We start from the raw sequence: 24,035 nt of genomic DNA on the forward strand, positions 1-24,035 counted from the left end.
GGCCTTCCATAGGTCGCTCGCCGGTAGACCCGTCCGTGTATTTTCATGCTCTGTAGGTGCCGCCCCAGGCGGCGTGAGGGTCTGCCTAGCCTAATAATTATGCACTGCTCCTTGCACCTGTTCCCCCCACTCCGTCAAGCTAACGGGGGCTATAACAACCCCCTCTGCCAAACGAACATTTTCCCCGGCGATCCCCAATACCGGAAGAGGTTAATCCCCTTAAGCGGATGGAGTTAAGTGTGTTAGAGGTAGGAAAAGGCATTTCAGGCCGCATTCATTCCCGGAACCGGCTTTGTATTTGCCGCCACCAGCTTTTTATATCTTAACAAGAAAGATAAAATGCGGCAACACCGACCGTTCCCTGACAGCTCCAGCTACAGGTCGTATCTCCGGCAGGCGAAAGATTAGTCAGCGGCACTCCTTTCGGTTCTCCTCGAGCCACCGCTCGAAGTCTTGAATGGCCTTTTCCACGCTTTCAGGTGCAGGGCCACCGATGAGACGGCGCCGCGCCACGCACGCTGCAATATCGATATGCTCATAAAGGTCGGGGCCGAAAGCGGGTGAATACTCCCGGTAAAGATCCAGGGGCAGATCATTCAGGTTCTTCCCCTCCTTGATGCACCTTAAGACCACCTGCCCGACGATGCCGTGGGCCTCCCGGAAAGGAACCCCCTTGAGCACCAGGTAGTCGGCCAGGTCGGTGGCATTGGTGAAATCACCGGCGGCGGCCTCCCGCATCCGCTCCGGCCTTACTTCGAGTGTCTCCACAAGGGGTATCATCACCCGGACACAGGCTTTAAGGGTATCCACCGTGTCGAAAACCGCCTCTTTGTCTTCCTGGAGGTCCTTATTGTAGGCCAGGGGGAGACCTTTGAGAACCGTGAGCAGCGCCATCAGGTGCCCGAAGACTCTTCCCGTCTTCCCCCGCACAAGCTCCACCACATCGGGGTTCTTCTTCTGGGGCATGATGCTGCTCCCGGTGGTGTAGGCGTCATCCATTTCGATAAAGCCGAACTCACCGCTGGACCAGAGGATCAGCTCCTCCGCAAAGCGGCTCAGGTGTACCATAATGAGGGAGCACGCAAAGAGGAACTCCACGGCGAAATCCCGATCGGAAACCGCATCCAGGGTGTTGGTGCAGATCCCCTGAAATCCCAGTTCCCTGGCAACATACTCCCTGTCCACCTGGAAGGTCGTCCCCGCCAGGGCTCCCGCTCCCAGGGGACAGAGGTCCATCCGGCGACGGCAGTCCTGCAGGCGCCAGCAATCCCGGCGCAGCATCTCGCAGTAGGCGAGCAGGTGGTGGGCGAAGGTCACCGGTTGAGCGCGCTGCAGGTGGGTATATCCGGGCATGATGACCTCCTTCGTTTCCCGGGCACGCCCGATGAGGGTGGAGATCAGCTCCTTAAGCAGGCTCTCCAACTCCCGGCCCTCCCCTTTCAGATAGAGGCGAAAATCTGTTGCCACCTGGTCGTTGCGGCTCCTGGCGGTGTGCAGCTTTTTGCCCGCCTCCCCCACCTTCTCCACCAGGCGCTCCTCAATAAAGGAGTGGATGTCCTCACATCCGCTCTCCTCCGGCCGGATTCTGCCGGACTCGATCTCCTTTAAGATCTCCTCAAGGCCGCGGATCAGAGCGTCGGCCTCCAACGGGGAAATAATCCCCTGGCGCCCGAGCATCCGGGCATGGGCGATGGAGCCCCGGATGTCCTCCCGGTAGAGGCGGAGGTCAAAGGGGAGAGAATCGAGGAATTTCGCCGCCTCATCTGCAGTACCCTTCTTAAATCGCCCTCCCCAAAGCTTGAACGGCTTCTCCTCCCCTTCTTCCCGCTCTGCGGGATCGCCGGTAATAGAGATTACCCCCCGCTCGATAAGGTCATCCAGGTCGGCAACCCCGAACCCCCTCCGGGCAGGATCGTAATCACTGATGTAAAAGCCCAATCTTCTCAGTTCTTTTGTAATCCTTTGCTGTCCGGCCGCGCCCGCCCGGCTCCTCAAATCCAGAAGCTCCCTGATGCGGTTGATTTCCTCGCTGGTGAAACGATTTCTCCCTTTCATCCGGTTTCCTCCGCTGCCCGACAACCTCATTTCCCTTCCTTCCTCATGAGAGCCCGCACCTTTAATGGCAGGGCAAAGAGGTTGATGAAGCCTGCGGAGTCCCTGTGGTCGTACAGCTCACTGTACCCGAAGGAGGCGATCCCCTGGTGGTAGAGGGAATAGGGTGAGGTAATCCCCACGGGGACGCAGCTCCCCTTGTAAAGCTTCATCTTAACGGTTCCGGTGACGGTCTTTTGGGTTTCATCCACAAAGGCGGCAAGGGCCTCGCGTAATGGTGAGTACCAGAGCCCGTCATAGACCAGTTCGGCATAGCGCTGGGCGACGATTTCCTTGAAGTGCATGGTGTTGCGGTCCAGGGTGAGGCTCTCCAGGGCGCGGTGCGCTGCATAGAGCACCGTTCCTCCTGGGGTCTCGTAAACGCCCCGCGACTTCATCCCCACCAGCCGGTTTTCGACTATGTCCAGGATCCCCACTCCGTGCTCCCCGGCCAGCCTGTTGAGGGTGCGCACCAGAGAAACCGCATCGTACTCCTTACCGTCGAGCTTCCGGGGGATCCCCTGTTCAAAGCCGATCTCGACAAAGGCTGCCCTGTCCGGCGCCTTCTCCGGTGGGGTTAGCAGCAGGTAGAGGTCCTCCGGCGGGGCATTGGCCGGGTCCTCCAGATCCGCTCCCTCATGGCTCAGGTGCCAGATGTTGCGGTCCGTACTGTAGGGCCTCTTCTCGGCTACAGGCACCTCAATCCCACGGGAGCGGGCGTAAGCGATCTCATCCTCCCTGGACTTGAGATCCCACAACCGCCAGGGAGCGATCACCTTCAGATCGGGGTCCAGTGCCTGCACCGTCACCTCGAAGCGCACCTGATCGTTCCCTTTCCCCGTCGCGCCGTGGGCAACCGCATCTGCTCCTTCCTGGTGGGCGATCTCCACCAGGTGCTTGGCGATCAACGGGCGGGCGAAGGAGGTTCCCAAAAGGTAGCCTTCGTAAACGGCACCGGCCTTCAAGGTGGGAAAGATGAAATCCTCCACAAACTCCCTGGTCAGGTCCCGAATATACACTTTGCTGGCGCCGCACTTGAGCGCCCTCTCCTCCAACCCGTCAAGCTCTTCATCCTGACCCACATCGGCCGCAAAACAGATGACCTCACAGCCGTAGTTCTCTTTCAGCCAGGGGATGGCCACAGTGGTGTCCAGCCCTCCGGAATACGCCAGTACGACCTTTTTTAACTGCATTATGACGCCCGGCCTCCGCAGAATCGGGGCGCTCCCGGCAGCCTTCCTCCAGAGAAGTAACCTCTCCTCACCCTACAGCTCCCGGGAAAACGACTCCCGAAAAGCACCGCGGCAAGCGGGCACGCACCTCCTTTGATTCTATTAGGGTCTCAGTCTCAGCTTAAAGTTATAGTCAAATCTTCAAACGATCAGCCCTATAATAAGCGGCCCAGGTTCCAACAAGCAATCTCCTCCCCGCACCTCCCGGATGGAAAGGTTTGACTTTTAAGAAGCGGGTAACCGGGAACGCCGGGAATAACATCAGGCAATAGGGGATAACGACAGGCCTTCTCCTGCCGCTACATCAAGAGAGCCATGATCGCCTTATGAGCGTGGAGGCGGTTCTCCGCCTCATCGAAGACAACGGACTGCGGCCCATCCATCACCTCATCGGTGATCTCCTCACCCCGGTGGGCGGGCAGGCAGTGAAGCACGATTGCATCAGGAGCCGCCTTTTTCAAAAGAGCGCTGTTCACCTGGTAGCGCCGGAAGACCTTCGACCTCCGTTCCTGCTCTGCTTCCTGGCCCATGCTCGCCCAGAGGTCGGTGTAAATCACATCCGCATCTCGGACCGCATCCTCAGGATCCTCCGTCACTTCCAGCTGCACGCCGGTAGCGGCGGCATCGGAGCGTGCCTCTGAGAGAATCCCGGAGTCCGGTTCATAGCCGGGCGGGCAGGCAACGGTCATGTGCACTCCCATTTTGGCGCAGATCTCCAGAAGGGAGTGGGCGACATTGTTTCCGTCTCCGATGAAGGCCAGTTTCAGACCGGCCAGCCTGCCCTTATGCTCCTCCACCGTCATCAGATCGGCGATCACCTGGGTGGGATGCACAAGATCCGTCAGCCCGTTGATGACCGGGATGGAGGCATAACGGGCGAGCTCCACCACATCATCCTGGGCAAAGGTCCTGATCATGATCCCATCCAGGTACCGCTCCAAAGTGCGCGCCGTATCCGCCAGCGATTCCCCCCGCCGCAGCTGGATGTCCTGGGCGCTCAAAAACAGGGGATACCCACCCAACTGCACCATCCCCACCTCAAAGGAAACCCTCGTCCGGGTAGAGGGTTTGGTAAAGATCATCCCCAGGGTCTTTCCTTTCAGAACCGGATGCGGGACCCCTTCTTTCAGCTCCTTCTTCAGGCAGTGAGCAGCATCCAGAATCAACCTGATCTCTTCCGCCGTGAAATCCGATATGGTCAGAAAATCCCGCCCTTTCAAACTTTGGTCGAGATAAACAGCGGTCATCCTTCTCTTCCCCCTTTGATTAAAATCGAATAAAATCTCTTCTTGCCCCCGCCTCCTCTACTATCGGTGCCTTCCCGGCTCAGCAGGCATCGGCAAGAAAAACCTCCAAGGCCTGCTCCACGATCTCCAACGCCTGATCCACATCCTCCTTCCCGATGACTAAGGGGGGCAGGAAGCGGATCACTTTCTCCGCCGTGCAGTTGACGAGAAGTCCCCGCTCCTGGCAGAGGGACACGAGGCTCTGGCCGGGCCGGTCCAGCTCCATTCCCAGCATCAAGCCGACACCGCGCACCTCCCGGATACAGGGGAATTTCTTCCGGAGGGACTCCAGGCGCTTTTTGAAGTAAGCCCCGGTCTTCGCCGCCCTCTCAACGAGCCCTTCCTCCTGCAGCACCTTGAGGACGGCCCTGGCTGCCGCACAGGCCACCGGGTTCCCCCCAAAGGTGGAGCCGTGAGTGCCCGGCCGGAATGCCCGGGCGACCTCTTCCCCCGCCACCGCAGCGCCGATCGGCAGCCCCCCGCCCAGGGACTTGGCCAGGGTGAGGATGTCGGGGCGCACCCCGTAGTGCTCGAAGGCAAAAAACTTCCCCGTCCGCCCCAGCCCGCACTGCACCTCATCAAAGATCAGCAGAACGCCATCCTTATCCCGCAGCTCCGCCAGGGCATTCATGAACTCACCGGTAGCGGGATAGACTCCCCCCTCCCCCTGTACCGGTTCTACCAGGACGGCCACCGTATCCGGCGTCACCGCCTCCCAAAGCGCTCCCACATCATTAAAGGGAACGTGGCGAAAACCGGCAGGCAGAGGGGTGAACCCTTGTGAAAATTTTTCCTGACCGGTAGCGGCGAGTGTCCCCAGGGTCCGGCCGTGGAATGAATGCGTGAAGGTGATGATCTCCGGATTCTCCTTGCCGCGCTCATACCCGTAGCGTCGGGCGAGTTTGATCGCCGCCTCATTGGCCTCGGCCCCGCTGTTACAAAAGAAGGAGCGGTCAAGGCCGCTAAAGAGCGCCAGTTCCCGGGCCAGCTCAACAGGCGACTCAAACCAGTAAAGGTTGGAGCAATGGATCAGCTGCTCCACCTGCTCCCTGACGGCCGCCACAACCCGGGGATGGCAGTGGCCTACGGAATTGACGGCGAGTCCCCCCACGAAATCCAGATAGCAACGACCTTCGGCATCCCAGACCCGGGCTCCTTCCCCCCTGGCGACGACCAGAGGCAGCTGTGCATAATTCTGCATCAGGTACCTCTTTCCCATCTCCATAACCTGCTCCCCCGTCACAACCTTCAGCCCCTTTCCCGATCACTCTTTGACTACCATAGTACCGACACCCTCATCTGTGAAGACCTCCAGGAGGATGGAGTGCAAAATTCTGCCGTCGATAATGTGGGTGCGCCCGACCCCATTCTCGAGCGCATGGACACAGCACTCCACCTTGGGAATCATCCCCCCGGCGATAATCCCCCTGGCGATCAAATCGGGCACCTCATCAACCCTGATCACCGAAAGGAGGCTCCCCGGGTCATTCCTGTCTGCGAAGATCCCCTCCACATCGGTTAAGAGCACCAGTTTGTTGGCCTTTAAGGCAGCGGCAACGGCACCCGCCACATAATCGGCATTGATATTGTAGCTCCTCCCGTCATCCCCCACACCGATGGGGGCGATCACCGGTATATAGCCTTCGTCCTTGACCGTCTCGATAATCTCCGGATTGATCCTCTCCACTTCCCCCACACACCCCAGGTCGACCGGCTCTTCCCCCGGGGGTGCAGGAATGGTCTTTTTGCGGGCGGTGATCAGCCCGGCATCCTTCCCGCAGAGTCCGATCCCCTTGCCGCCCAGCTGGTTGATCAGGGTGACGATCTCCTTATTCACCTTGCCGGCGAGCACCATCTCCACGACCTCCATGGTCTTCTCATCGGTGATCCGCTGGCCGTGCACAAACCCCGTCTTCATCCCGAGCCGCTCCAGCATCTCGTCGATGGCCTTCCCGCCCCCGTGGACGATAACCGGATGAATTCCAACCAGCTTCAGCAGAATACAGTCGGTGATCACCCCCCGTTCCAGCTCATCGCTGATCATAGCCCTGCCGCCGTACTTGATGACCACCGTCTGTCCGGAGAATTTCCTGATATAGGGCAAGGCCTCCACGAGTATCGATGCCTTTTCTAAAGGAGTCAGGACCATCCCTTTCCCCTCCCTCTAAGTCCGGTAGTGAGCGTTGATGCGCACGTAGTCAAAAGAAAGGTCACAGCCCCAGGCCGTTCCCCGACCACCCCCGGAGTGCAGATCCAGGGTGATGGTCACCTCTCTCTGCGACAGGATCGAGCGGGCCTTCTCCTCGTCGAAGGCAAGGCCCATCCCCCGGGCCGCCACCTGAAGATCGCCCAGAAAAACATCCACCAGGTTCGGGTCGAAGGGAACACCGCAGGCACCGGCAGCCGAGAGGACCCGCCCCCAGTTGGCATCCTCGCCGAAGATGGCGGCCTTGACCAGGTTGGAGCCGGCCACGGCTCGCGCAATCTTGCGTGCCTCCGCTTCGCCTGGTGCCCCTTTAACCCGCACCTCCAGCAGCTTGGAGGCTCCCTCCCCGTCGCTGGCAATCATCTTGGAAAGCTCCACACAGACTGCCAGGAGGGCATCCCTGAAGAGGGTGAACTCCGGATCGCCGGCAGTGAGGGGTGAATTTCCCGCCCTGCCGTTGGCCAGGAGCACCACCATGTCGTTGGTGCTGGTGTCACCGTCGACTGTAATGACATTGAAGGAGCGGTCGGTCGCCCAGCGCAGGGCCTGCTGCAGCGCAGGCACTTCTACCACCGCATCCGTTGTAATAAAGGCGAGCATCGTCGCCATATTCGGGTGGATCATCCCCGAACCCTTGGCAATCCCCCCGACGGTTACCTCCTTATCGCCCAGGGGCAGCCGGATTGCACACTCCTTGGTAGTGGTATCGGTCGTAAGAATGGCCTCCGCAGCAGCCCCTCCACCGTCGACGGAGAGGGCTAGAGCGGCCTTTCTGATGCCTGCCTCAATCTTCTCCATGGGAAGATACTCACCGATAACCCCCGTGGAAGCAACAATAACCTGCTGCGGAGGTACCTTCAGAGCCTCCCCGGCCACCTCCGCCATGCGCCGGGCGTCGGCAATCCCCCGCTCACCGGTGCAGGCATTGGCAATACCGCTGTTCACAACGACAGCCCGGGCCTGCCCTTCCGTCTGCATCAGGTGCTCGCGCGTCACCAGCACCGGTGCTGCCTGCACCTGGTTTTGAGTAAAGAGCGCAGCGGCCGCAGCGGGTGCCTCCGAATAAAGGAGGGCCAGGTCGCGCCTTCCCCTTTTACGCACCTCTGCCGCCATACCGGCGGCCAAAAAGCCCTTCGGAGCTGTTATACCACCAGGAACCATTTTCCACTTCTGATCGTACAAAGCCAACTCCCGTTTCCCGTCAACAACACTAAATCCTACTACATTGCGGCCCCGACTCGGGAAAGAGATTGGACCCTTGGGACCTGCTACCGGGAAGACGGGCTACCCCCTTTCCTGATAGATTTTCAATCAAAGCCTGGCACGGCCATAAGTAATCAGCAGCCGGATATCCGCCTGATTTTAAGGGTACAGCCCCGGTCCTGTAAGCCCCGTCACCTCCGGAAGGCCGAACATGAGATTCATGTTTTGCACCGCCTGCCCCGCCGCCCCTTTTACCAGATTGTCGATGGCGGACACAACAACGGCCTGCCTCTCTGCGCCGGAGGTGACTCCGAGGAAGCACCTGTTCGTTCCCAGGACCCACTTGGTTTCCGGCCATTCCCCGGCGACCGCAACCTGCACAAAGGCCTCACCGGCGTAGAACTCCTCGTAAATCCGCCTTAAGGATGCGTCATCCATCGGGCGCTCCATTCTTGCGTAAACGGTGCTCAAAATCCCCCGTGTTACCGGAATTAGGTGAGGGGTAAAGAAGACGTCGACTTGGCCGCCCGATAAGACGCCGGCATAATAGGAGATCTCCGGCGTGTGGCGGTGCACTCCCACCCCGTAGGCCCTGATATTTTCGTTGCACTCGGGGAAATGGCATCCCAGGCTCGGCGACCTTCCCGCCCCCGAAACCCCCGATTTGGAGTCAACAATCACCGTCGACCGGTCGACCAGCCCGTGTTTGAGAAGCGGCGCTAAGGCCAGGAGAGCGCTGGTGGGGTAGCAGCCCGGATTGGCTACGAGCTGCGCCGCGCTGATCGACGAGCGGAAGAGTTCCGGCAGGCCGTAGACGGCATCCTTCAACAGTTCCGGGGCGCCGTGCGGCACTCGGTACCACTCCTCGTACAGCTTCACATCGGGAAGGCGAAAATCGGCAGCCAGATCGATCACCCTTTTCCCTCTCTTCAGGACCTCCCTGGCCACGGGGGCGGAAACCCCGTGCGGCAGGGCCAGAAACACCACATCTGCCCACGCTGCGAGATCCGGAAGCTTCTCCATACCCCAAATCTCCCGATCGACATGTCCGCGCAGATGGGGAAAAACACGGTCGAGGGCCTCCCCCACAAAATCCCGCGAGGCCACCCTGATCTCCTCTATCTCCGGATGCCGGCAGAGGATCCTCACCAACTCCTCCCCGACATAGCCGGTTACTCCCACGATTCCTGCTTTCAAACCCATAATCCCATTCTCCCCTTATCTATGCTCTGATAATCAAGGTTAGACCTTCTGTCCGCGACACTCCTAAACCGCAGGATAAGCCTTTTACCGGAGCCCCGGCATAGAACGCCAAACAGCGCTTTTTCAGAAAGAGAAGTCCTAGGAGGGTTTATATTTTAAGACAGGAGACCCACTACAAAACATTGCTTATTATTATACATACCATTGCATAAAAATACAACCACATCTCATTAAACTTAAGCAACTTTTTAGGAAACTAAAACTTAATTCCAGCTCCCGGTACGGCGGCGACACCGGCATTTTAACCCGCCCTTTACCGGGGAACAAGCGGCCAGAGACTTTCGGCGAAAAAGAATGACCAGTCATCCTCGCTTCGCCTGTTCTGTTAACCGGCCTTCCATAGGTCGCTCGCCGGTAGACCCCTCGGGTATTTTCATACTCTGCTGGTGCCGCCGCTGGCGGCATGGTGGTTTCCAGAAGGAAAAAAGGCCCGGCTGGGCCAGACAAGGCAGCAACAAGAAGGAGCAACGGCGGTCAGCGCTCATTAATAATCTCTAGCTTTTCCCCGCACTTCCGGCACCTTCCGCCAGCAAGTCCCTTGATCTCTACTCCGTATCCGGAGCGCTCTATCAGGAGATGTCCGCACTGAGGGCAGAAGGTATCGTTGGCGTCCAGCTCCCAGGCGTTCCCGATGTAGACATACTTCAGCCTGCGGCGGGCGATGTCGCGCGCTCTGAGCAGCACCTCCAGGGAGGTAGGGGGCTGGTCGAATTTGTAGTTGGGGAAGTAGCGGGAAAAGTGAAGAGGAATGGAGGTATCCAGAGAGGCAACCCAATCCACAAGGGAGGCGATCTCCTCCTCACCATCATTTTTCCCTTCGACAAGCAGGTTCGTGATCTCCACGTGACAGAACTCTTTCGCCATTTCTACCGTCCGCAGGACCGGTTCCAGCCTTCCGGAGCAGATTTCCCGGTAATAGCCCTCCGTAAAGCCCTTGACATCGATGTTCATGGCGTCGATCAGGGGGAGAAGCTCAGCCAGCGGCTCCCTCTGGATGTACCCGTTGGTGACCAGGACGTTTTTCAGCCCCTTGCCGCGGGCCCTCGCCGCCGTATCATAAACGAACTCATACCAGATCAGAGGCTCCGAATAGGTATAGGCGATACCGATGGACCCGCCGCGCTCCCGCGCCTCCATGGCGATCGCAACCAGCTCTTCCGGCGTTACCTGGCGAAAGGCGGGGTCTCCGTGGGCGATCTCCCAGTTCTGACAGAAGCCGCAGCGGAAGTTGCAGCCGAAGGTGCCCACGGAGAAGATGTTTGCACCCGGGTAATAGTGATAGAGCGGCTTTTTCTCGATGGGGTCAACCCCCCAGGAGGTGATCTTTCCGTAGTTCAGGGTGTAAAGCACTCCCTCGATGTTCTGGCGCCCCCGGCAAAAACCCCGGCGCCCGGGAGCAATCTTGCAGTTTTGGGGGCAGAGGTGGCACCAGACCCTATCCTCATCCAGCTTTTCATAGTACCTTGCTTCCTGCACCGGCCATCCTCCTCATCGATAGCGGACCACTTCAAAACGGAAGATCTGCACCGGTTCACCGGGAGGGATCCCGGCCTTTTGGCGGGCGATGCTGAGCTGCTCGGCGACGGTGTCCACTCCCTCCAGATCCGGAAGCAAGAGCCCGGTCCGGCCGCGGCTCTTGACAATAACCCCGTAGCGCTTCGGGTCCAGCTCGGCCTCCGATTTCACAGGCTCAAAGGGGGTCAGGACATCCACCGAAAAATCGATCTCGGGGAGTTCTTCCAGCTTCACCGGCCAGAAGCGGGGATCATCCACGCCGGCAGCCACGGCGTTATGGATGATCTCGGCGGCTATATTCTCCCTGCAGGGCTCGACGGTTCCGATGCAGCCCCGGAGCTGACCGTGCTTCTTCAGAGAGACGAACACCCCGGCCTTACCCTCCATCCCCTCGGGAACTGGGTCCGGAACGGGCATTATCTTTCCGGTGCGCAGATAGTATTCCAGGCTTTCCCGGGCCAGCCGAACATGGGGGGACCTCTCTACCGGCCGCCCCTCAACGCGCTCCTCCCCTTTACCGGCTTCGCTTTCCCCCTGCTTCCCCTGCAGCCTGAAGCCTGCCACCAGGTAACCGACCCCAAAGGGGCCCTCATAGGAATAGATCTCCGGCTCTACGCGATAATCTTTGAGGGCGCCGAGCATCATGACGATCGGGCGCAGCCCGCACTCACCCGCATCTTCAATGAGGTCCTCAGGAAGGTTGAGAATACGCTCGACATCCATCCTCTCCAGAGACTCCTTGATGATGCGGTCGAACTCGCTCCCCCTTGGATTATACCCCGCCGGCGCTCCCGGCAGGAGGCGGTGGGAGAGGTCCCCACTGGCGATGAGAGCAATCCTCTGCGGAGACTTTTCCAACACCCTTCCTAAGGCCTGCCCGAACCGGTAAAGCGTCCTCAAGGGAAGCAGGCTGATCCCGAACGCAGTAATGGGAAGGTCCAGTCCGGTCCTCTTCAAGTAATAGAGCGGCACGGTGATCCCGTGGTCGAGGCTTCCGGGATCGTAGGAGTACCAGTCGGCGGGATCGACACTCACCACTTCTACCCCCTCTCCGGCCGCTTCTCTGGCAACGGCGCCAGCCAGAGAGAGATCTACGGCAACCTGAAAGGAGACCTGAGGAGCGCCAAACCCGGCGAAGCCCCCTTCTATCTTCTCTGTTCCGAGATAGCCTACCGCATCCCGCAGGAAGCAGCCGTGGGGGCTGATAAAAACAAAGGAATCTGGGCGAGCCTCCCGTACGGCCTCGGCCCACTTGCGCATGGCATTGACGGTCTCCTTCACCTTTTCCAGTTCATTCCCTCCCACCTCCGGCACAATTATCGGAGGGTGTGGGGATAATCCGGCGAAAACAAACACCTTTCTCACCATCCTCCTGGAAAATAATGAGCAGCCTTATTTACCTGATTCCCTTTTGGCAAGAAGATTCCTTCTCAGGTTTTCCCAAAAAGGCCTTCAATATTTCGGATAAGGCGCTCGAAATGAAAAAATCTCAGCGTCTGGACGGCAGTGGAAACTCCCTTCTGGCATATCTTATTTTACCCGACGGAGAGGGTTCGAGAGAATCGCAGTAAATCAGGTTTACCCTGACGGGCCCCAACACATCCTCGATCTTCTCCAAAAATTGTTTAACTTCAGATGAATCAAAGAGCTCGCTTTTGACTACCTTCAAGGTCACATTCTCCGGGTCGTGCTGGATCAGTTGAAACTGCCTGATGCCCTTCATATTTCTGGCGATATGGTTCCAGTAATGTCCATGGACTATTTTACCATCAAGGGAGAGGAACAGATCGTCGACTCTCCCCTCGATCCGCTTCAAAGTGCGCAGCGATCTGCCGCACGGGCATCGCTCTGGCGACAGACTGGCCACATCTCCCAACAAGTAGCGAATTCTCGGCATGGAATAGTTATTGAGATCTGTTACCGCCACCAACCCGCTTCTCCCATCCTCGACCCTTTTCCCCGTTTGCATGTCGATTATCTCCAGGATCAGGTTCTCTTCAGATATGTGCATGCTCCCGGAAGGGCACTGGAAGGCGATGATCCCCCCGTCCCTGGCTCCATATTCATTGATGACCGGCCCCCCCAGATACCTTTCAATAACCGCCCGCTGTTCGTCAAAAAGCGTTTCGGCGGTGGAGACCACACCTTTCAAAGGCCTCTTAATCCTGAGGTTATGCTCCCCGAGGAGGGATGCGAAGGCGCTGAGAGCAGAGGCATAGCCGTAAAGATATTCCGGAGCAAAGGATTCGATCAGGCGAACGTAATGGGAAATCTGCCGGGGGTCCAGACCATATGCCGGGATTATGATCCTGTTTTTCAGAAATCTTTCCTTAAGCCTGTAGATTAGGCTCTGGTTTTTCGACAGCTCCAGCGGTGCCCCCCAGATCATCACTGAGGGATCGCTCAGCTCGATACCCCACCAGGACAACCCCCTCCAGCGAGCAGCTTCGTAATACTCCACCGTCACCCTATCCAGGTAAAAATGGACGGGTTCACCAGTTGAACCACCGGTTCTGTTGGCGATCAACTCGGATTTGTCGCTGTTGTCGGATAAATACCTGTCCGCGTGCCGCACGAAGTGACTCTTGGTCAGCACCGGAAACCCTTCCAGCGCCCGGTGGGGATCCCTTTCCACAGTCGTCAACAAACCGGCCAGTTCCTTATATGCCGGAACGTTCTTGAGGCAGTGTATCAACAGCCTCTGTAGCTTCTCCATCTGAAGGGAGCGGATCTGATCGGCGTCGTACCGCTCGCTATCCTGCAGTTCCCTTAGATAATGGCGGATTCTATTCCCTTTGACCTTTTCCATCAAAGGAAAAACAACCCGCTTCACAAAATACTTCCGCAACTCAATAACCTCCCGGTGACTCTTGAACTCAACCACCAACATTGTTGTTATTTTTAATCCATAATGTTTACAAATGTTGATAAATATATCTGACAACGATCCGAAGCGGTTAGTTAAACAGTCCGCTTTCCCTCCCGCCGCCTACTTCCCGTCAGCCCCGCACGACCTCCAGGTTCACTTCGTCTCCTGATAATTAATAATCCGGCTCTCTGGGTTCCGGTTCCCCGCTGAAATAGCGGACAACCCCGGCGTAAACGCACCAGGCCAGTTTGTTCTGGTAAACAGGATCTTGAAGAAGGGTCTCCTCACGGGGATGGGAGATAAACCCCGCCTCCACGATGACCGCAGGGCAGCCAACACTGCGGAGGACGAAAAAATCTTCCGGCTTGATCCAGCGGTAGCTTTCACCCACCGTCTTGATCAGTTCCTGCTGGATCAAACTCGCCAGCCGTTTGCCCTCCCGCGATTGCGGGTGGTAGAAGACCTGGGCGCCCCAGCAGTCGGAGAGGGAGATGGCATTAACGTGGATGCTGATAAAAAGATCCGCCTGGTATTTCCTGGCTATCTCAACCCGGGCCTCCAGATCATCCTTTTGGCGCAACCTGAGCTGTGCCCGGTATCTTTCATCACTCAGGTCGTAATCACCCTCCCGGGTCAAGATCACCCTTGCCCCGGCCTGGTTGAAGAAGACGGCCAGCCGGCGGGCCAGCTCCAGGTTGATATCCTTTTCCTGCACACCGCTCTTCCCCACACATCCCGGATCGATCCCCCCGTGGCCGGGATCGACGACGATGACCTTGCCGGCAACAGACCAGGACAGCGCTTCAATCGCCTGGCGCTCCCGGTAGGAAACATAGTAGGGGTACAGCGCCCCCGCAAACAACAAAGCGAGCACCAAAGCCCAAAAAACCTGCCGCTTCAGGCGGAACACCCGTAAAAAAATAAAACCCCGCAAAGCCTTCCCCCCTCTTCCCTCCCTAAAAATGTTATGCGGAAAGATGAAGGATTATCCGGACTTAAAGCCGGCAAAAAAGGGGCTTGAAAAATAAAAGTGACGGAAGGTAAATCCGCCACTGACAACGGTTAGCGCTTGGAGAATTGCGGTGCCTTGCGGGCTTTCTTCAAACCGTACTTCCTTCTTTCCTTCATCCTGGGGTCCCTTGTCAGGAACCCGGCCTTTTTCAGGTGAACGCGGAGGTCGGGATCGGCCTTCAAAAGGGCACGCGCCAGTCCCAGACGGATCGCTCCGGCCTGACCGCTGATTCCGCCGCCCCTAACAGAAGCGATGACATCGAAGCGGCCCTCCGTCCGGGTGAGTTCCAGCGGCTGCCGGATCAGCACCTGCAGTGTGCGCTTTGGGAAGTATTCCTCGGCAGAGCGTCCGTTGACGACGATCTTTCCCTCCCCGGGCACAATTCGCACACGAGCCACCGCGGTTTTGCGCCTGCCGGTTCCTTGATAGAGTACCTGCGCCAAGCGTCATACCCCCTTTCTATCCCGATATTTCCCAGGCTTCCGGCCGCTGGGCAGCATGCGGGTGATCCGGCCCACGGTAAACCCGCAGCTTCTTGATAACCTGCCTGCCAAGGCGGTTGTGGGGAATCATTCCCCAGACGGCCCTCTCAATCACTCTTTCCGGCCTGTTCCGAAAGAGCGTCGCGAAGTTCGTCACCTTCAAACCCCCGGGGTAGCCGGAATGGTGAATATAGAGCTTATTGTGAAATTTCTTCCCCGTAACTTTGACCTTTTCGGCATTGATGACAATCACATGATCCCCTGTATCCACATGCGGGGTGAAGGTCGGCTTATGCTTGCCGCGCAGGATACGCGCCACTTCACTTGCCAGCCTGCCGAGAGTCTTGCCAGTGGCGTCGATGAGATACCACTTGCGCTCTACTTCCCCCGGTTTAGCCATATATGTACGCATAAGAGTTTACCTCCTTCGACATTTCCATTCCAACAGCTTTTATTCTAGGAAATCGGCCACACCCTGTCAAGGAACATTCCTTTCTCCTCGCCCGGATAGTAAACCTTTACCAGGTAGAGCCCCTGCGGGGGAAGCGCAGGGCCTCCTTCTCCCCGCTCACCCCGGTCAAGAATCTCCTTAACCTGTTGCGGCCGCATTTTCCCCCGGCCGACCTCCAGCAGGGTGCCGACCATCAGACGCACCATCTTATAGAGAAAACCATCGGCGGTAACGGAAAAGCAGATCCAATCCCCTTGCTCATCTATATCAAAAGAAAAAATACGCCGTACTGTGCTTTGAGCACTGCTGCCGGTAGCCGAAAAGCCCTGAAAATCGTGCTCTCCGTGAAAGAACTGTACCGCCAAGCGCATGGCAGTCAGGTCAAGGGAATAGGGGTACTGGTAGCAGCGGCTGCGCCAGAGGGCGGTGGGTCTTCTGCTGTTCAGAATCAGATAGCTGTACCTCTTCCCAACGGCACCATACCTGGCATGAAAAGAGGTATCGGCCAGGGCCGCACTCAGCACAACCAGATCGGGCGGTAAGAGACCGTTTAAAGCCGCCGGAAAACGCTCCACAGGGATGGAGGAGCAGGTATCAAAATGCACCACCTGCCCCAAGGCGTGAACGCCCTTATCCGTCCGCCCCGCTCCCACTATCTTGATTCCTTCTCCGGTGAGACGGGCCAGGGCCTCTTCCAAAACACCCTGTACCGTGCGCAGCCCGGTGCCGGTTTGCTTTTGGAAACCGGCAAAATTCGTCCCGTCATATTCCAGGCATAACCTGACGCGACGCATGATCTTTAATTGTTAGACCAGTTCGATCAAGGCCAGGGGTGCTCCATCCCCCCGGCGGTACCCCGTCTTCATAATCCGCGTGTAACCACCGGAGCGCTCCTTGTATTTGGGAGCTATCTCATCAAACAGTTTTTTGACAACGCTTTCATCAAGGAGGTAAGCCAGTGCCTGCCTCCTGGCGTGCAGATCCCCCCGCTTACCCAGGGTAATCATCTTCTCGGCCAGCCGCTGGATTTCTTTGGCGCGGGTTTCGGTCGTCTCGATGCGCTCTTCCCTTAAAAGGGAGGTAGTCATATTCCGCAGGACCGCCCGCCGGGGGTCTTTCCGCATACCCAACTTGCGGTACATTGCCAATTCACCTCTTTCTAATCCTCGCTCTTCTTCAGAGAAAGTCCCAGTTCGGCCAGTTTTCTGTCAACTTCCTCCAGCGATTTTTTACCCAGGTTGCGTACCTTCATCATCTCTTCCTCGGTACGCTGGGTCAGATCCTCAACGGTATTGATTCCGGCGCGCTTCAAACAATTGTAAGAGCGCACCGATAGCTCAAGCTCCTCAATCGGCATTTCCAGGATCTTGCTCTTCTCATCGACCTGTTCCTCCGGTTCCGGATCCTGTTCGGCGGTATTTTCGGTCAAACCGGTGAACAGCTTGAGGTACTTGATGATAATATCGGCAGCCTGACTGACGGCCTCCTCCGGCGTCAGGACGCCATTACCCCACACCTCCAGGATCAGCCGGTCGTAGTCGGTCTGTTGCCCCACCCGGGTGTTCTCCACAGTGTAATTGACCTTGCGAATAGGGGAAAAGATGGAATCAACCGGAATGTCTCCGATTACATGCTCCGCCTTCTTGTTTCTTTCCGCGGGAACATACCCGCGCCCCTTCTCTACGGTCATTTCCATAAAGAGGCGGCCGTCCGGCTCCAGGGTCGCTATATAAAGCTCAGGATTCACCACCTCAATATCCGGGCCGGTGATGATATCTCCGGCGGTAACCACTCCCTCCCCCTGGGCCTCAATACGGATGGTCACAGGCCCCTCTCCGTACATCCTCAGGGCCAGACCCTTCAAGTTCAGGATGATATCGGTGGTATCCTCGCGCACACCCGGTATGGTACTGAACTCGTGGAGCACGCCTTCAATCCGCACCGAGGTTACGGCCGCTCCTGGCAGTGAAGAGAGGAGAACCCGGCGCAGGCTGTTGCCCAGCGTCGTCCCGTAGCCGCGCTCCAGCGGCTCCACCACGAATTTACCGTAAGTATCCTTCTCGTCCTTCTCTACACACTCAATACGAGGCTTTTCAATCTCGACGAGCAACAACAACAACCTCCTTCCCCGTCCACCCGAACGGATTAACGGGAATAAAGCTCAACGATCAGGTGTTCCTGGATGGGGACATCGATATCTTCCCGGGCGGGAATTCCGGCCACCCGCCCCCGCATCCTTTCGGCATCGACTTCCAGCCAGGGGGGAGGTGTTTTTTGGGCAATCGTTTCTGCAATCTCCTTAAAAAGGGGTATCTCCCGGCTCTTCTCAGAAACTGCAATCTCATCCCCGACACGAACGAGATAGGACGGTATGTTCACCCTTCTCCCGTTGACAGTGAAATGCCCATGCCGCACAAGCTGGCGCGCCTCAGGGCGCGACCTGGCAAAGCCAAGGCGGTAGACCACATTATCAAGACGCCGCTCCAGCAAGCGCAGCAGGTTTTCACCGGTGACCCCTTTTTGCCTCTCCGCCATTTCGAAGTAGCGCCGGAACTGGCGCTCCAAAACCCCGTAGATCCTGCGCGCCCGCTGCTTTTCCCGGAGCTGCAGGCCGTATTCGGTAATCTTTTTACGAGCAAAGCCCTTCTGCCCGGGAGGATAGCTTCTCCTATCAATGGCGCACTTCTCCGAATAGCAGCGATCCCCTTTCAGGTACAGCTTGATCCCTTCCCGGCGGCAAAGACGGCATACGGGGCCTGTGTATCTTGCCATGTATTACTGTCCCTCCTTGATCATAAAAATTTGCTCAGACGCGCCGGCGCTTCGGAGGCCGGCAGCCGTTATGTGGAATAGGGGTTACATCCTTGATCATGTTGACTTCTAAACCGGCAGCCTGCAGCGACCTGATGGCAGCCTCCCTGCCACCGCCGGGCCCTTTGACATAAGCCTCAACCTGTTTCATACCATGTTCCATGGCGGCTTTTGCAGCCGCTTCAGCAGCCATTTGGGCGGCAAAAGGGGTACCTTTCCGGGTTCCTTTAAAGCCCATAGTACCGGCGCTCGCCCAGGCTATGGCATTGCCGTTAGTATCTGTAATAGTAATGATGGTATTGTTAAAGGTCGACTTGATGTGGGCAATCCCGTGCTCGATATTCTTGCGCTCTTTCCGCTTAATCCTTGCTTTCGGCCTTGCCACATTATTCCTCCCTTCTCACTATTTCTTCCTGTGGACGCCAACGGTTTTGCGAGGGCCTTTGCGCGTCCGGGCATTGGTGCGCGTGCGCTGCCCCCGCGTCGGCAACCCCCTGCGGTGGCGCAGCCCGCGGTAACAGCCGATCTCAATCAGGCGCTTGATGTTCATGGACACCTCGCGGCGCAGGTCGCCTTCGACCTTGTATTCGCGATCGATGACATCCTGCAGCTTGCCGACCTCTTCTTCGGTGAGGTCTTTAACCCTGGTTTCCGGTTTGACGCCCGTTTTTCGTAGGACTTCCTGCGCGGAGGTTCTACCGATCCCGTAAATATAGGTAAGGGCCACATCCACCCGTTTATCACGCGGTAAATCGACACCGGCAATTCTTGCCATATTTCAGCCTCCTAACCAGCTAACCTTGCTTTTGTTTGTGCTTGGGGTTCTCACAGATAATCATTACCTTCCCCTTGCGTCTGATCACTTTGCATTTCTCACAAATGGGCTTCACAGAGGCCCGCACTTTCATGGACCATACCTCCCTCCCTGACTGCCGTCGCCACGCATGAAAATCAAAATGAAGGTTACATTATTTATAACGATAGACGATCCGCCCCCGGGTCAGGTCATAGGGTGAAAGCTCCACGGTGACGCGATCACCGGCCAGAATCCGGATGAAGTTCATCCGCATCTTCCCGGAGACGTGCGCCAGCAGCCTGTGCCCGTTGGCAAGCTCAACTTTGAACATAGCGTTAGGCAGTGCTTCAATAACAGTACCTTCCACTTCGATTACATTCGGCTTGGACTTGGGCATATCATTTCTCTACCCCCTTGTTTCGGATTCCTGGTTCAGCAGGGTTTGCTTAAATTCGGCAATAACCCTGCGTATCTCACTGTTTCCCGAATACTGACCTGCCTCCCACTGGGAAGCCAGGTTTTCGGCAACCATAGGATATGCCTTTAAGTGTTTGACATTCTTCGGTTTGGGATTTTCCATTCTCCGCTTTTCACCGTCAACCAGGTAAACAAAGGTCTCGTTGATTATCTCCAGGACAAGGTAGAACCTTCCGCGATCGCGGCCTCGCTTAGAGCAGACCAGCTGGCCGATCTTCAGAGAACTCTCCATCCCGCCGCCAACCTCACTTTCAAAGCCGGGTCAGAACCTCTGGCTGTCCCTCGGTCACGACCACCGTATGCTCAAAGTGAGCGGAAAGGCTGCCGTCCTTTGTCACCACAGTCCAGTGGTTGGGCATGACTGCTACCTCATAGGTTCCGGCATTGACCATCGGTTCAATGGCCAGCGCCATCCCCGGTTCCAGCCGCGGTCCATGGCCGGGCTTTCCGAAGTTCGGCACCTGGGGTTCTTCGTGCATCTTCTTTCCGATACCGTGCCCAACGAAATCCCGGACAACCTGATAACCATGCCCTTCAACGAAGCTCTGGATCGCAAAGCTGATGTCCCCGATCCGGTTCCCCGGTACGGCCTGGGCAATCCCGCGCTCCAGCGCCTCTCTGGTCACCTCCAGCAGGCGCCGCGCTTCCTCCGATATTTCTCCCACCGGAAAGGTGTAGGAGGAATCCCCACAATACCCTTGATAAAAGGCTCCAACATCAATACTGATAATATCCCCGTTTTCCAACCTTCTTAAACCAGGAATCCCGTGCACAACCTCGTTATTAACCGAGGTGCAGATGCTGGCAGGAAACCCTTGGTAATTGAGAAAAGCAGGAACACCACCGGCTCGCCTGATGAAGTCATCTGCAAACTGGTTCAGTTCACCTGTGGTTACCCCAGGGCGCACCCTTTTCCCCAGCTCCTGCAATGTCAAAGCAACGATTCGCCCCGCCTGCCGCATATAGGCGATTTCCTGCCTGGATTTTAAAATAATCATCAAACAAGGCTCCTTAAGATCTTTTCGATTTCCAGCCAGACCTCGTCGATGGAAAGCTCTCCATTGACCTTTCGGAGCAGGCCGCGCTCCTGATAATACTCGAGAAGGGGAGCGGTTTGCCTGGCGTAGACTTCGAGGCGTTCGGAGACGACTCTCTCGGTGTCATCGCTCCTCTGGTAGAGCTCTCCTCCGCACCGGTCACAAACGCCTTCCCTACGCGGCGGCTGGTAGACCACGTGGAAGGTAGCGCCGCAATGGCGGCAGACTCTTCGCCCCGTCAGCCGTTCCAGCAGCACCTGCGAAGCCACCTCGATGTTCAGAACGACATCCAGGGATGTATTCATTTCCTTCAGCATACCGTCAAGGGCTTTTGCCTGAGGAACGGTGCGGGGGAACCCGTCGAGCAAAAAGCCCTTCGCGCAGTCGGGCTTCTGCAACCTTTCCCGGATTACCTCCACGGTAACCTCATCCGGAACCAGTTTCCCCTCATCCAGGTATCCCTTGAGTTTCCTGCCCAGCTCGGTACCTTCCCGGATTGCCGCCCGGAAAATATCACCGGTAGAAATATGAGGGATCTCGCAAAATGATGCTATCTTCACAGCCTGGGTTCCCTTACCGGCACCCGGCGGTCCCATGATCAAAATCCTCATCTTGTCTCCACTCCACAGTTTATTTCATAAAGCCCTGGTAGTGCCGCATCAGAAGATAGGATTCAAACTGCTTCATGGTTTCTAGAGCGACACCAACGACGATCAGCAGGGCGGTTCCCCCAAAATAGAGAGTCGGGATTTTCGTAAAGGTGATCATAAAATTCGGCAGAATGGCAATCAGAGCCAGGAAAACGGCACCTGCCAGGGTCAGCCTCGTTAGGACGCGGTTGATGTACTCTCCCGTCGGTCTGCCGGGCCTTAGCCCGGGTACAAAACCGCCGTACTTTTTGAGATTGTCGGCCACATCCATCGGGTTGAAAATGATCGCCGTATAAAAATAAGTAAAGAAAATGATCAGCAGGGCGTAGAGAACCGAGTTCAAAGCGGTTCCAAAGCCCAGTGCGGATTCCACCGCCCGTGCCCACGGGTGATCGATCCACCTGGCGATCTGGACGGGGAAGAGCATCAGCGACATGGCGAAGATAATGGGAATAACCCCCGCCTGATTTACTCGCAGAGGAATATGGGTGCTCTGCCCGCCGTAGACCTTACGCCCCATCACCCGCTTGGCATACTGAACCGGAATGCGGCGTTGCCCCTCGTTGACGGCAACGACCCCGGCAATAATCAGGAGCCCCAGCACGACGAGGATAATGACGCTGGTAATCGGTATTACCCCTGCCGATAACTGCTGCAGGATGCTCGCCGCTCCTGAAGGGAGGCGGGAAACGATTCCCGCAAAAATTATCAAAGATATCCCGTTCCCGATTCCCTTTTCGGTTATCATCTCACCCAGCCACATCAAAAATGCGGTGCCTGCAGTCAGAATAATGGCGATCATAAGATAAGTACCGATCCCGGGATTGTTGATCGCCGGAGGCATTCCCTGCATCGGGCGTCCAAGGGCAATGGCCATCCCGATGGCCTGAATGAATCCGAGCAAGACCGTGCCGTACCGGGTATATTGGACGATCACCTTTCTCCCGGCTTCCCCTTCCTTGGACAACTGCTCCAAGCGGGGAATAACGATGGTCAGCAGTTGCATGATAATAGAGGCATTGATGTAAGGGGTGATGCTCATGGCGAAAACAGACAGGCGCCGGAAAGCACCACCGGAGATTACATCAAAGATCCCGAACAACTGGCCTTCAAAAAGCTTTTCCAGTACTTCAGGATTGATACCGGGTACCGGAACGTGCGCCCCAATCCGGAAGATGAGGAACATCAGCAGCGTAAAACCGATCTTTCTTCTCAATTCCTCTACCTTCCAGGCGTTCCGCAGGGATTCAAACACTTAGATCACCTCGACTTTGCCGCCCGCTGCAGCGATCTTTTCAGCAGCGCCTTTGCTGACTGCGTGCACCTGAACGGTCAACGGGTGCTTGATTTCACCTTTGCCGAGCAGCTTCACCTTCACGTCGCGCTTCTTTACTAACCCGTGATCACGCAGCAGCTGCGGCGTGACAACGGCACCGGCTGGGAAGCGGTCCAGATCCTTAACGTTAACGACCGCCACCTCTTCCCGAAAGACATTGGTAAATCCGCGCTTGGGGATACGCCTGTAGAGAGGCATCTGCCCGCCTTCGAAGCCGCGCCTGATGCTGCCGCCGGAACGCGCCTTTTGGCCTTTATGCCCCCGGCCAGCCGTTTTCCCGAGGCCGGAACCGATGCCGCGCCCCTTGCGCACCCTCACTGCCCGTGCTCCCGGCGCAGGCCTCAACTCATGGAGTTTCACAAATTCACCCCCCTTTCTCGGCCACTGTTGCGTAAATGACCTTGTTCCACAGCCCTTTCATTAGCCAAACAATTCTTCTACCGTCTTGCCGCGCAGGCGAGCCACTTCTTCCGCCCGTTTCAGGCTCCTCAGACCTTCTAGAGTAGCACGCACCATATTGTTGGCATTGGAAGACCCCAGAGATTTCGTGAGGATATCCTGGATCCCTGCTGCCTCAAGCACCGCCCGTACAGGGCCTCCGGCGATCACTCCGGTACCGGGCCTGGCCGGCTTCAACAGAACCTTGCCGGCACCGAACTCACCGATCACCTCATGAGTAATGGTGGTGCCTCTCATCGGTACCTCCAACAGGTTCTTCTTAGCATCTTCCACACCTTTGCGGATCGCCTCCGGCACCTCGCCGGCCTTGCCCAATCCTGCTCCTACATGCCCCTGCCCATCACCTACAACAACCAGGGCGCTGAAGCTGAATCTGCGTCCGCCTTTAACAACTTTAGCAACGCGGTTGATGCTGACGACTTTTTCCGTTAATTCAAGCGTATCGGGGTCAATGCGCAAAACTATTACTCCCTCCCTTCCTCTTTAGAAGTCCAGCCCTTGTTCCCTTGCCGCATCGGCAAGAGCAGCTATCCTGCCATGATATAAATAGCCGCCCCGGTCAAAAACGACCTTCTTGATTCCTCTTTCCAGAGCCTTTTTGGCGATCAGCCGTCCCACCATCTGAGCGGCGGCAATGTTCTTCTTGCCTTTGACCTCTCCCCTGATCTCCGGGGAGAGGGTGGAAGCGGCGGCAAGTGTTTTGCCTTTAGTATCATCGATGACCTGAGCGTAAATATGATTAAGGCTCTTGTAAACGCTAAGCCGTGGCCTCTCCGGTGTGCCGAAAACCTTCTTGCGCACACGGAGGTGTTTGCGCTTGCGAACTTCAGCGCGCGATTCCTTGGACATCCGTGCTCAC

At 57.1% G+C, this 24,035-nt stretch carries 28 protein-coding genes; all 28 read right to left on the reverse strand.

The window, feature by feature from the left end:
• Positions 1 to 408: 408 nt before the first annotated feature.
• The 28 genes from argH to rplR all read right to left on the reverse strand — a co-directional run bounded on the left by argH (position 409) and on the right by rplR (position 24,025).
• A complete protein-coding gene (argH, locus tag TPH_RS12605; protein WP_015051577.1) occupies positions 409 to 2,055 on the reverse strand; it encodes an argininosuccinate lyase in 1,647 nt (548 codons plus the stop codon).
• A gap of 26 nt (positions 2,056 to 2,081) precedes the next feature.
• Positions 2,082 to 3,287 (reverse strand): argininosuccinate synthase, encoded by a 1,206-nt coding sequence (locus tag TPH_RS12610; protein WP_282705259.1) that lies wholly within the window; start codon positions 3,285 to 3,287, stop codon positions 2,082 to 2,084.
• Positions 3,288 to 3,622: 335 nt separating this feature from the next.
• Entirely contained in the window at positions 3,623 to 4,570 is a 948-nt protein-coding gene (argF, locus tag TPH_RS12615) for an ornithine carbamoyltransferase (RefSeq protein WP_015051579.1), read from the reverse strand.
• A 79-nt stretch (positions 4,571 to 4,649) separates the two neighbouring features.
• The gene (locus TPH_RS12620; RefSeq protein ID WP_015051580.1) at positions 4,650 to 5,828 is read right to left on the reverse strand and encodes an acetylornithine transaminase; all 1,179 of its coding nucleotides are present in this window, start codon (positions 5,826 to 5,828) and stop codon (positions 4,650 to 4,652) included.
• A gap of 45 nt (positions 5,829 to 5,873) precedes the next feature.
• Entirely contained in the window at positions 5,874 to 6,758 is an 885-nt protein-coding gene (argB, locus tag TPH_RS12625) for an acetylglutamate kinase (RefSeq protein ID WP_015051581.1), read from the reverse strand.
• 15 nt (positions 6,759 to 6,773) lie between these two features.
• Positions 6,774 to 7,976, reverse strand: coding sequence for a bifunctional glutamate N-acetyltransferase/amino-acid acetyltransferase ArgJ (gene argJ / locus TPH_RS12630; RefSeq protein WP_037999769.1), 1,203 nt, complete (start codon positions 7,974 to 7,976; stop codon positions 6,774 to 6,776).
• A 201-nt stretch (positions 7,977 to 8,177) separates the two neighbouring features.
• The gene (gene argC / locus TPH_RS12635; protein ID WP_015051583.1) at positions 8,178 to 9,221 is read right to left on the reverse strand and encodes an N-acetyl-gamma-glutamyl-phosphate reductase; all 1,044 of its coding nucleotides are present in this window, start codon (positions 9,219 to 9,221) and stop codon (positions 8,178 to 8,180) included.
• A 534-nt stretch (positions 9,222 to 9,755) separates the two neighbouring features.
• The gene (gene amrS / locus TPH_RS12640) at positions 9,756 to 10,757 is read right to left on the reverse strand and encodes an AmmeMemoRadiSam system radical SAM enzyme (protein ID WP_015051584.1); all 1,002 of its coding nucleotides are present in this window, start codon (positions 10,755 to 10,757) and stop codon (positions 9,756 to 9,758) included.
• Positions 10,758 to 10,769: 12 nt separating this feature from the next.
• A complete protein-coding gene (amrA, locus tag TPH_RS12645) occupies positions 10,770 to 12,164 on the reverse strand; it encodes an AmmeMemoRadiSam system protein A (protein ID WP_028991297.1) in 1,395 nt (464 codons plus the stop codon).
• 121 nt (positions 12,165 to 12,285) lie between these two features.
• Complete coding sequence (locus tag TPH_RS12650; protein ID WP_201764456.1) at positions 12,286 to 13,644, reverse strand: phenylacetate--CoA ligase family protein; 1,359 nt, start codon at positions 13,642 to 13,644, stop codon at positions 12,286 to 12,288.
• A 193-nt stretch (positions 13,645 to 13,837) separates the two neighbouring features.
• Positions 13,838 to 14,599 carry an N-acetylmuramoyl-L-alanine amidase gene (locus TPH_RS12655; protein WP_015051587.1) on the reverse strand — a complete coding sequence of 254 codons (762 nt, stop codon included), beginning with the start codon at positions 14,597 to 14,599 and terminating at the stop codon, positions 13,838 to 13,840.
• Between the two features lie 128 nt (positions 14,600 to 14,727).
• Positions 14,728 to 15,120, reverse strand: a complete 393-nt coding sequence (rpsI, locus tag TPH_RS12660; RefSeq protein ID WP_015051588.1) for a 30S ribosomal protein S9 — start codon at positions 15,118 to 15,120, stop codon at positions 14,728 to 14,730.
• Positions 15,121 to 15,136: 16 nt separating this feature from the next.
• Positions 15,137 to 15,571, reverse strand: a complete 435-nt coding sequence (gene rplM / locus TPH_RS12665; protein WP_015051589.1) for a 50S ribosomal protein L13 — start codon at positions 15,569 to 15,571, stop codon at positions 15,137 to 15,139.
• A gap of 44 nt (positions 15,572 to 15,615) precedes the next feature.
• A complete protein-coding gene (gene truA, locus TPH_RS12670) occupies positions 15,616 to 16,404 on the reverse strand; it encodes a tRNA pseudouridine(38-40) synthase TruA (protein ID WP_015051590.1) in 789 nt (262 codons plus the stop codon).
• Between the two features lie 12 nt (positions 16,405 to 16,416).
• Positions 16,417 to 16,752, reverse strand: coding sequence for a 50S ribosomal protein L17 (rplQ, locus tag TPH_RS12675; RefSeq protein WP_015051591.1), 336 nt, complete (start codon positions 16,750 to 16,752; stop codon positions 16,417 to 16,419).
• A gap of 17 nt (positions 16,753 to 16,769) precedes the next feature.
• Positions 16,770 to 17,720 carry a DNA-directed RNA polymerase subunit alpha gene (locus TPH_RS12680; RefSeq protein WP_015051592.1) on the reverse strand — a complete coding sequence of 317 codons (951 nt, stop codon included), beginning with the start codon at positions 17,718 to 17,720 and terminating at the stop codon, positions 16,770 to 16,772.
• Positions 17,721 to 17,755: 35 nt separating this feature from the next.
• Positions 17,756 to 18,382: a 30S ribosomal protein S4 gene (rpsD, locus tag TPH_RS12685; protein WP_015051593.1), complete on the reverse strand. Its 627-nt coding sequence runs from the start codon at positions 18,380 to 18,382 to the stop codon at positions 17,756 to 17,758.
• A gap of 34 nt (positions 18,383 to 18,416) precedes the next feature.
• Positions 18,417 to 18,806: a 30S ribosomal protein S11 gene (gene rpsK, locus TPH_RS12690; protein ID WP_015051594.1), complete on the reverse strand. Its 390-nt coding sequence runs from the start codon at positions 18,804 to 18,806 to the stop codon at positions 18,417 to 18,419.
• 18 nt (positions 18,807 to 18,824) lie between these two features.
• A complete protein-coding gene (gene rpsM, locus TPH_RS12695) occupies positions 18,825 to 19,196 on the reverse strand; it encodes a 30S ribosomal protein S13 (RefSeq protein WP_015051595.1) in 372 nt (123 codons plus the stop codon).
• 19 nt (positions 19,197 to 19,215) lie between these two features.
• Entirely contained in the window at positions 19,216 to 19,329 is a 114-nt protein-coding gene (gene rpmJ / locus TPH_RS12700; RefSeq protein WP_015051596.1) for a 50S ribosomal protein L36, read from the reverse strand.
• A 60-nt stretch (positions 19,330 to 19,389) separates the two neighbouring features.
• A complete protein-coding gene (infA, locus tag TPH_RS12705; protein ID WP_015051597.1) occupies positions 19,390 to 19,614 on the reverse strand; it encodes a translation initiation factor IF-1 in 225 nt (74 codons plus the stop codon).
• Positions 19,615 to 19,623: 9 nt separating this feature from the next.
• Positions 19,624 to 19,926, reverse strand: coding sequence for a KOW domain-containing RNA-binding protein (locus TPH_RS12710; protein ID WP_015051598.1), 303 nt, complete (start codon positions 19,924 to 19,926; stop codon positions 19,624 to 19,626).
• Between the two features lie 19 nt (positions 19,927 to 19,945).
• Positions 19,946 to 20,692, reverse strand: coding sequence for a type I methionyl aminopeptidase (map, locus tag TPH_RS12715; RefSeq protein WP_015051599.1), 747 nt, complete (start codon positions 20,690 to 20,692; stop codon positions 19,946 to 19,948).
• The gene (locus TPH_RS12720; RefSeq protein ID WP_015051600.1) at positions 20,692 to 21,342 is read right to left on the reverse strand and encodes an adenylate kinase; all 651 of its coding nucleotides are present in this window, start codon (positions 21,340 to 21,342) and stop codon (positions 20,692 to 20,694) included. Before TPH_RS12720 ends, map begins: the two co-directional genes overlap by 1 nt.
• A gap of 19 nt (positions 21,343 to 21,361) precedes the next feature.
• A complete protein-coding gene (secY, locus tag TPH_RS12725) occupies positions 21,362 to 22,636 on the reverse strand; it encodes a preprotein translocase subunit SecY (protein WP_015051601.1) in 1,275 nt (424 codons plus the stop codon).
• On the reverse strand, positions 22,637 to 23,077 hold the full coding sequence (rplO, locus tag TPH_RS12730) for a 50S ribosomal protein L15 (protein ID WP_015051602.1): 441 nt from the start codon (positions 23,075 to 23,077) through the stop codon (positions 22,637 to 22,639).
• Between the two features lie 60 nt (positions 23,078 to 23,137).
• The gene (gene rpsE / locus TPH_RS12735; RefSeq protein WP_015051603.1) at positions 23,138 to 23,635 is read right to left on the reverse strand and encodes a 30S ribosomal protein S5; all 498 of its coding nucleotides are present in this window, start codon (positions 23,633 to 23,635) and stop codon (positions 23,138 to 23,140) included.
• Between the two features lie 24 nt (positions 23,636 to 23,659).
• Entirely contained in the window at positions 23,660 to 24,025 is a 366-nt protein-coding gene (gene rplR / locus TPH_RS12740; protein ID WP_015051604.1) for a 50S ribosomal protein L18, read from the reverse strand.
• Positions 24,026 to 24,035 lie beyond the last annotated feature (10 nt).

It is taken from the genome of Thermacetogenium phaeum DSM 12270 (genome assembly GCF_000305935.1).
In the GTDB taxonomy this organism is placed as follows: domain Bacteria; phylum Bacillota; class DSM-12270; order Thermacetogeniales; family Thermacetogeniaceae; genus Thermacetogenium; species Thermacetogenium phaeum.

Excerpts from the sequence above, each read along its gene's own strand:
- argH (WP_015051577.1), bottom strand. The coding sequence starts at position 2,055 with ATGAAAGGGAGAAATCGTTTCACCAGCGAGGAAATCAACCGCATCAGG.
- argF (WP_015051579.1), bottom strand. The coding sequence starts at position 4,570 with ATGACCGCTGTTTATCTCGACCAAAGTTTGAAAGGGCGGGATTTTCTG.
- TPH_RS12620 (WP_015051580.1), bottom strand. The coding sequence starts at position 5,828 with ATGGGAAAGAGGTACCTGATGCAGAATTATGCACAGCTGCCTCTGGTC.
- argB (WP_015051581.1), bottom strand. The coding sequence starts at position 6,758 with ATGGTCCTGACTCCTTTAGAAAAGGCATCGATACTCGTGGAGGCCTTG.
- argJ (WP_037999769.1), bottom strand. The coding sequence starts at position 7,976 with ATGGTTCCTGGTGGTATAACAGCTCCGAAGGGCTTTTTGGCCGCCGGT.
- argC (WP_015051583.1), bottom strand. The coding sequence starts at position 9,221 with ATGGGTTTGAAAGCAGGAATCGTGGGAGTAACCGGCTATGTCGGGGAG.
- amrA (WP_028991297.1), bottom strand. The coding sequence starts at position 12,164 with ATGGTGAGAAAGGTGTTTGTTTTCGCCGGATTATCCCCACACCCTCCG.
- rplM (WP_015051589.1), bottom strand. The coding sequence starts at position 15,571 with ATGCGTACATATATGGCTAAACCGGGGGAAGTAGAGCGCAAGTGGTAT.
- truA (WP_015051590.1), bottom strand. The coding sequence starts at position 16,404 with ATGCGTCGCGTCAGGTTATGCCTGGAATATGACGGGACGAATTTTGCC.
- rplQ (WP_015051591.1), bottom strand. The coding sequence starts at position 16,752 with ATGTACCGCAAGTTGGGTATGCGGAAAGACCCCCGGCGGGCGGTCCTG.
- rpsD (WP_015051593.1), bottom strand. The coding sequence starts at position 18,382 with ATGGCAAGATACACAGGCCCCGTATGCCGTCTTTGCCGCCGGGAAGGG.
- rpsM (WP_015051595.1), bottom strand. The coding sequence starts at position 19,196 with ATGGCAAGAATTGCCGGTGTCGATTTACCGCGTGATAAACGGGTGGAT.
- rpmJ (WP_015051596.1), bottom strand. The coding sequence starts at position 19,329 with ATGAAAGTGCGGGCCTCTGTGAAGCCCATTTGTGAGAAATGCAAAGTG.
- infA (WP_015051597.1), bottom strand. The coding sequence starts at position 19,614 with ATGCCCAAGTCCAAGCCGAATGTAATCGAAGTGGAAGGTACTGTTATT.
- TPH_RS12710 (WP_015051598.1), bottom strand. The coding sequence starts at position 19,926 with ATGGAGAGTTCTCTGAAGATCGGCCAGCTGGTCTGCTCTAAGCGAGGC.
- map (WP_015051599.1), bottom strand. The coding sequence starts at position 20,692 with ATGATTATTTTAAAATCCAGGCAGGAAATCGCCTATATGCGGCAGGCG.
- TPH_RS12720 (WP_015051600.1), bottom strand. The coding sequence starts at position 21,342 with ATGAGGATTTTGATCATGGGACCGCCGGGTGCCGGTAAGGGAACCCAG.
- rplR (WP_015051604.1), bottom strand. The coding sequence starts at position 24,025 with ATGTCCAAGGAATCGCGCGCTGAAGTTCGCAAGCGCAAACACCTCCGT.